This is a genomic window from Candidatus Schekmanbacteria bacterium, assembly GCA_003695725.1.
Classification (GTDB): Bacteria; Schekmanbacteria; GWA2-38-11; order GWA2-38-11; family J061; genus J061.
In genome coordinates, this window is sequence record RFHX01000345.1 from 1 (window position 1) to 6,942 (window position 6,942).

The following is a 6,942-nucleotide window of genomic DNA, read 5'->3' on the forward strand; positions in this document are numbered from 1 at the left end:
AGACAGTATTGTATATATCACTCCATTGAATAGACCGATTATCCAAGCACAATCACGCATCAAAAGAATAAAATAAGAGACATAAATCTCCTTTGTGCTAAATCCCTTTTCTTTGAAAAATCTCAAAATATCCGTCTTCAAAAAAATTGAACAGAGAATGGCAAAAATAAATAGAAAAACTCCATAATCTGAAAGAAAGATTAATGGCACTGATACAATTAAAAGCAAAATTGATATTAGCTCCCAAATTATGGACCTTTTCTGGTAGTTCGATTGAGAAAAAAAAATCTCTGGAAACTTCAAGTAGCTGTTCATTACCTGGCGGGCAAAGAATTCCTGTTGTTTCAAGTACTTCCACAAACTATTTCTAAAATTATGAACTACGCCATTGTTATGAAGCCAATGAATTTTATATTTTTTGCTTATCCAATATCCAAGCTCCATATCCTCATTCAAAACGGGTTGAAATCCTCCACCAGCTTCATATGCCTCCTTTGTAACTACAAAATTACAGCTCGATATTGTATTCACCTCTTTTGGTATGTCTTTCTGCCTGTATGAGCAGTCGGCGTATTGAAGGCGTGATAGGAAGTCATCTCTTTTTGCACCACAATAATATCCGGATACTGCCTCGACATTAAATTTTTCCATTTCATCAATAGCATTTTCAAGCCATTTTTCAGGCACAATACAATCAGCATCTGTAAATGCGTAAACAGTGCCTGATGCTTTTCTTACGCCATTGATTCTTGCCTGCCCCCTTCCGACATTTCTATCATTTTTAACGACAATTGCCCCCATTTCTTCTGCAACTTTTGCTGTACTATCAGTGCTTCCATCATCTACCACAATTATTTCTTTGGGTTTTATTGTCTGTTTTTTGAGACTTGCAAGGCATTCCTTCAAATCTTCTTCAGCATTATAGGCAGGAATAATGACGCTAATATCTTTATGCACCTGTCAAATATCTCCAAAGGATTTTAAAGCCGCTATTGTAATTAAAAACTACATTGCACAAATTATAGCATTCAAAAGTGCAGTGGCATTTCATATCCTGAATTCTTTTTATGAGCATCTTTGATTTCTCAGATGACAGGAGGGCATCGATATCATAATCGAAACTTCTTAAATCACCAAGCTTCCAATCCTCATTGGGAAATAATTGAGGCATCATTTCACAGGGCAAGACAGTGCCGTCAGAATCAATTGTGATAGCTTTTTTGCCTGCAACACAAGGAAGAATCATCTTTCGCTCAAGCAAAGTCCTCTTGTTGACATCTGTCATCATATCGAATACGATGTTATTAAACTTCCCTATCTCTTTTGTCTCTCTTTCAAGACTGCGAATCTTCTCAATAGCATTAAAATAAAGCTCTATATCAATATCTTTTTGTGAAGGTATCCGAGCATCGCCTCTTACAAGTCCCATAGTATTTCCGTCAAAATGAAAATTGCTGTTAAGATAGTCAAGAAGCTCATCGATATTGTGCTGATTGTCGCGACAAAATGTCGTATTGGTAAAAAGGAAGAGATTTGGAAAATTGCGCTTCAGTGGATAAAGAAGAGAGTATGTTTCAACAAACTTTTTGAAATTCCCTTCAATGCCTCTTATTGAATCATGGACTTCTTCTGTGCCATCTACGGACAGAACGATTTTTATATCTGCATTATTGTTCCTTTTGAGGATTTGCTCGACTTTCTCTGCTGTTTTCTCCGGCTGTAGGCAGTTTGTAGTTATTGTAAAAGCAGAAACTGAACAATTTTTGTGAAAGAGATTGACAATCTCAGCAATATCTTCGCGCAGGAAGGGCTCGCCTCCTCCTATACTCAACCAAACAAAATCTCTCATCTTGGAAGTGATTTTTTCATATTCATCGATCGAAAGCTCATTTTTCAGTTTTTGAGGATCAGTCTTCCAACTGAAGCAAGTCTTGCATCTTGCATTGCATCTTTGCGTCACAAAGAGGATGACATATGAATAGGAGGGTGAAAAATAGCTTATTATTTTTTTTGCCACATCTTTCATATTACATAGATTAAACCATTAGAATCATTTATGCACAACGGCTAAAATTCGAAATTGCTTCTTCTAAACTATTTGCAAAATAAGAGCTTTTTTACAACTTTATCAGACAGGATTCTTTCTTTTTTTCTTCTTTCTACAGCAAAACTATTTGTCCAATTTTATCTTCAGCACAGTAATTATATATCCAATTAGATGTCTCACAAAATTCGTCTTACTGCTACCGCCCTGACGAAGCTTATATACGACAGGTATTTCACAAACTCGAAGATCAAGTTCTTTGCATCTATATAAGAATTTAATATAGTAATCACCATATCCTGTAAATATCTCATCAAGATCAAAATCTTTAAGTATATCTCTTCTAAATATTACGAATCCGCTCAAATTATCCTTTGTCTCAACTCCGATCATTATTCTAATAAAATGATTGAAAAGATAGCTTCCCCAGTATCGAAGTTTAGACCCCATCATTCCGCCGCCTTTGATGTATCGCGAACCTGAAACAATGTCATAATCTGTAATAAGCCGAATCATTTGCGGCACAACAAAGGGGTCATGATTAAAATCTGTGTCCATCAGCAGTATTGCATCACCTTCAGCCCTTTCAATTCCTGTTTTTAAGGCGCTTGCAAGCCCCCTTTCATTTTTTCGTATAATGCAGGAAATATTCTCATAATTGCTGTATCTTTCATTGACTAAATAGCCAGTTTTGTCAGGGCTGTCATCATCAACGACAATAATTTCAAACTCAAACTTTTCTTTATTCAGCAGGAGGATTAATATTTCGACAAGATCGAGAATGCTGTCTTTTTCATTATAGGTAGGAAGTATGATTGAAGTTTTCATTACCCTTTAATTTGTGTCAAACTTTATTCGCTCAATTTTCTTATTACATTGCAAATATATTCTATGTCGCTATTGTTCAATTTAGTAGATGAAGGAAGACTCAAACCGCGCCTTGATAAATCTTCTGCAACTGGAAATTTCTCATTTGTTTTATACATCGGCAGTTTGTTCATAGGTATGAAAAAAGGACGCGTATCAATTCCTCTTTTTTTCAACTCTTGTTCAAGTTGTATGCGAGAAAGAGGGAATTCATCATTGATCAATACAGAATACATCCAACAGACCTTCTTCGCCCAAGGGGCTTGCGGCTGAAAGGAAATCCCTTTTATGCCAGAAAGGAGGCGATTATACATTTTCTCTATCTTTTCTTTTTTTGCCAAAATCTTATTTATTCTTTCAACCTGAGCCAAACCGATAGCTGCCTGAATATTCGTAATTCTGTAATTATATCCTCTTTCAGGATGGTAATATCTTTTTTTCGGCGACATTGCATGGTCGCGCAGAAATCTTGCCCTTTTATCCCATTTTGCCTTGTTGGTAGTAATCATTCCTCCTTCGCCTGTTGTAATGATCTTATTTCCGTAAAAACTGAATGATCCCATTTCTCCAATGGAGCCAACCTTTTTTCCTCGATAAAGCGCGCCATGCGCCTCCGATGCATCCTCGATAACATAGAGCTGATATTTGCGTGCCAATTTCATAATAGGCCCCATATTGGCAGGGTGTCCATAAAGATGGACAGCAATTATCGCTTTTGTCTTTTTTGTTATTTTTTCTTCTATCTTCTGAGGGTCAATATTCCATGAAGAATACTCAGAATCGACAAAAATCGGCTTTGCCCCAAGATATGACACGGCGTTGGCTGTGGCAACGAATGTGAAGGCAGGCATTATAACCTCATCACCTTCTCTAATTCCCAATATATCAAGGGCAAGGTGGAGTGCTGTAGTGCCGTTGCTTGTGGAAATTCCATATTTGCAACCGCAAAATTTGCTGAATTTCTCCTCGAACTTTGTTACGAATTTTCCTAAAGAAGAAATCCATCCTGATTTGACGCATTCATTCACATATTTTATCTCTTTTTCTGTTATTTCAGGTTCTGCCGCAGGTATAAAACTTTTCTTTCCCATTATTGTTTAATCCTTAATTTTTGAAGAAAAATTATTCGTAAATATTTATAACATTTATGAGTGTTTTTAATAAGAGAAATTATATCGCTATTTCTCGAAAAGGCAGAAAAGAAAAATCTTATTTGTAAGTAACATCATATACATTCGCTATAAGAGAGCGCTCTGTCGATGGAGCGAAGAAGCCAATCCACTATACTTTTTTTGCAGGCATTCAGTAAAATTTCCATTTTCACGAACTCATATCATTTTCAAGGACTCATATCTTGAGCTCAAATAATGAAAAATATTTTTTACTGAACGATAAAAAGTTTTGATGAAATCTGAAAATGGGTGTGCAACTTATTTTTTTTGATTACTGCCTATGTTTTTTCACAAAGCATATAAGTGATTATATGACATTTCTACTTTGCCGGGAACGAGACATCTCTATTTTGCCTTTACAGAAATCCCAAAACTAATTGACTGTAAGCAAAAAAACATATATTAATATTGTTCGCATCTAAGAAATCTCTTACTAAAGCACTATTGACTGCCGGGATGGCGGAAATGGTAGACGCAAGGGACTTAAAATCCCTCGGGGCTTTGTCTCCGTGCCGGTTCGATTCCGGCTCTCGGCAATTGACAAGGGAAAGGGGTCAAGTCTGCTTTTGACTTTTCTATTGTCTTATGGTAATTTTTCATTATGTCAAGACCATTGCGCATATCATATCCCGGTGCTTGGTATCATGTAATGAATCGGGGGAGAAGAAAGGAGAAAATCTTTTTGTCTCAGAGCGACTACGAAGCCTTCATCAAGATCCTCCAAGAGACATCAGTGATGTGGAATTTGAAAATTTCTTCATATTGTCTAATGCCCAACCATTATCATTTGTTAGTTCACACGCCAGACGGTAATATTTCCAGATGTATGAGGCATATAAACGGTGTTTATACTCAACATTTTAACCGTTACCACAAGAAAGATGGGCAATTGTTTCGCGGCAGATACAAGGCTGTGCTTGTTGAAGCAGATAGTCATCTTCTTGAAGTCCTGCGCTATATCCATCGAAATCCCATAAGGGCTGGCCTTGTAAAAGAGATAGGAGAATATACTTGGGATAGTCATAGAGGATATGTGGCTAATGATAAAAGATGGGATTGGCTTTATACAGACATTTTATTGTCAATGTTTGCCAGTAAAAAAAATATGGCACAGGAAGCATACCTAGAATTTGTTTTAAAGGAAGAGTCTGATGAAATCAAACGCTTTTATTCAAAAAAGAATATGCCCTCGGTACTCGGAGGAGAAAATTTTAAAGAATGGGTGAAATTGAAGTTTCGTCATCTACTTAGTAATGTAGAAATACCTGAAGCTCGTGTGCTAGCAATAAATCCTGAAACAATAATTAGTCAGGTATGTGAACATTTCAATATTGATAGAGAAACGTTAATGTCATCAAGGCGTGGCAAGGAGAACTTGCCAAAAGATATAGCTGTATATTTAGTGAGGCTTCACAGCAAAGAAACTCTCTTGGATATTGGAAGATATTTTGATATGAATAATTACAGTTCAGTGAGTAGTATGGTAGAGCGGGTAAAAAGGAGAAGAATGAAAGATAATTCTTTGCGTAAACATCTTGAAGAAATTGAGAAAAAACTTAACAAAAGCCAAAAGCAGACTTGACCCCTTTTTTCAAAAGATATTTTAGTTTCGCATCCTTCATAATAGTTCTTATAAGTGTAACTCCTGCATCATGTTTAAGCTCACTCCCTTTTATTCCTTCAGATGATTCAAAATATCAATGCATTGAAACAACGCAAGGAATTCCTCTTCTTAAGAAGAAAATAAATGGAAAATTTAAAGAGATAAAGATTGATAGAGAAATAGGGAAAATAAAAAAGAGGGTAAAAAAATATAAAAAGAAATTAGTTAGACTCCATAAAGAAATACGCGGTCTCAAAGGCAAGAAATATGAAAAAAAATTTGTCAACCTTTACAGAGCGCATCACAAAATGAAAATAAACACCCAGTTTCTTTCTCAAATCAAAAGTTGTAAAAATGGAGAATTTGAATATGACGACATTTCAACTCCCGGCAATCCTGCACAAAAAATCTCATGGGATATTGGTAAAGAAGTTGGTTATCAGCCAGCAGCCGATAAACTAAACGAAAGTGCCGAAGAAGCATTTGCCTTTGACTCAAAAAACTATTTCGTAAAATCAAAAAAGATTCATGGAACAAAAGTTATTGTAGCATTGCACAAAAGCATATTCAAAAAAAATATAACAGCTTTCAAACCAAAGGAAATTGCAGATATAACAATAGATATGTTTCACGAAATATGGCACTTCTTCAATGGATTTCCTCTCGATAAGTACATTGTAAAAATTAGAAATTCTAAAGAATCATCAAGTTATGCTTTGTCACAGGGAGGAGTTGTATTTTCTGCAAAAAATCTGGATAACAAGCTAATTACTGCCCATGAGATGATTCATTCATGGAATGGAAAAACTTTCAATTATGAGCCGGATGGCAGCGGCAACCTTTTTCAGCTTGAAACTTATATCACTGAAGGAATGACAATTTATTTTACAAACAGAGTTCAAGGATTTGTAATGAGTGAATTTGAATACAAAGATACTATGAAAAGCCTGTGGTTCCAATATATTGAAAGAATAGGCACTAAATATGACCTCCCCTTTCAGGAATTATCCGCCAAGGCTAGTTTGGCAGGCACTGGCACATCTGAATATAAAACTATGATGAGCGCCTATAGTAATCTGTTTGCATACCTTCTCGACAGAGAACTTGTAAAAAGAGGTTATAGCATTGATGACCTTATGCAATATCTTTATATAAATTTTGGCTTGATGAACAAAAAATATACACAGAATGATATCCTTACATCTTTGAAAAATATTACAGGCGAATCCTTTGATGAATTTTTTAATAGTTATCTC

Annotated in this window: 6 protein-coding genes and 1 tRNA gene; 3 read left to right on the forward strand and 4 right to left on the reverse strand. The window is 35.6% G+C overall.

The genetic code is table 11. The annotated features are described in order from the left end of the window. From D6734_12560 to D6734_12575, 4 genes are all read right to left on the reverse strand, one after another. Positions 1-957, reverse strand: a 957-nt coding sequence (locus D6734_12560) for a glycosyltransferase (GenBank protein ID RMF92318.1), incomplete at its 3' end; no start/stop codon positions are given. Continuing rightward, positions 950-2,026, reverse strand: coding sequence for a 4Fe-4S cluster-binding domain-containing protein (locus tag D6734_12565; protein ID RMF92319.1), 1,077 nt, complete (start codon positions 2,024-2,026; stop codon positions 950-952). The genes D6734_12565 and D6734_12560, both read right to left, overlap by 8 nt. A 144-nt stretch (positions 2,027-2,170) precedes the next feature. Next, positions 2,171-2,872 (reverse strand): glycosyltransferase, encoded by a 702-nt coding sequence (locus D6734_12570; protein RMF92320.1) that lies wholly within the window; start codon positions 2,870-2,872, stop codon positions 2,171-2,173. A gap of 23 nt (positions 2,873-2,895) precedes the next feature. Beyond that, positions 2,896-4,002, reverse strand: a complete 1,107-nt coding sequence (locus D6734_12575; GenBank protein RMF92321.1) for a DegT/DnrJ/EryC1/StrS family aminotransferase — start codon at positions 4,000-4,002, stop codon at positions 2,896-2,898. A gap of 531 nt (positions 4,003-4,533) precedes the next feature. On the opposite strand from D6734_12575, the gene D6734_12580 reads away from it, so the two are divergent. From D6734_12580 to D6734_12590, 3 genes are all read left to right on the forward strand, one after another. Next, positions 4,534-4,619 (forward strand) — tRNA-Leu (locus D6734_12580). Between the two features lie 65 nt (positions 4,620-4,684). Further along, positions 4,685-5,665, forward strand: coding sequence for a transposase (locus D6734_12585; protein ID RMF92322.1), 981 nt, complete (start codon positions 4,685-4,687; stop codon positions 5,663-5,665). Further along, positions 5,662-6,942 (forward strand): hypothetical protein (locus tag D6734_12590; protein ID RMF92323.1); only part of this gene is annotated, 1,281 nt, incomplete at its 3' end. The genes D6734_12585 and D6734_12590, both read left to right, overlap by 4 nt.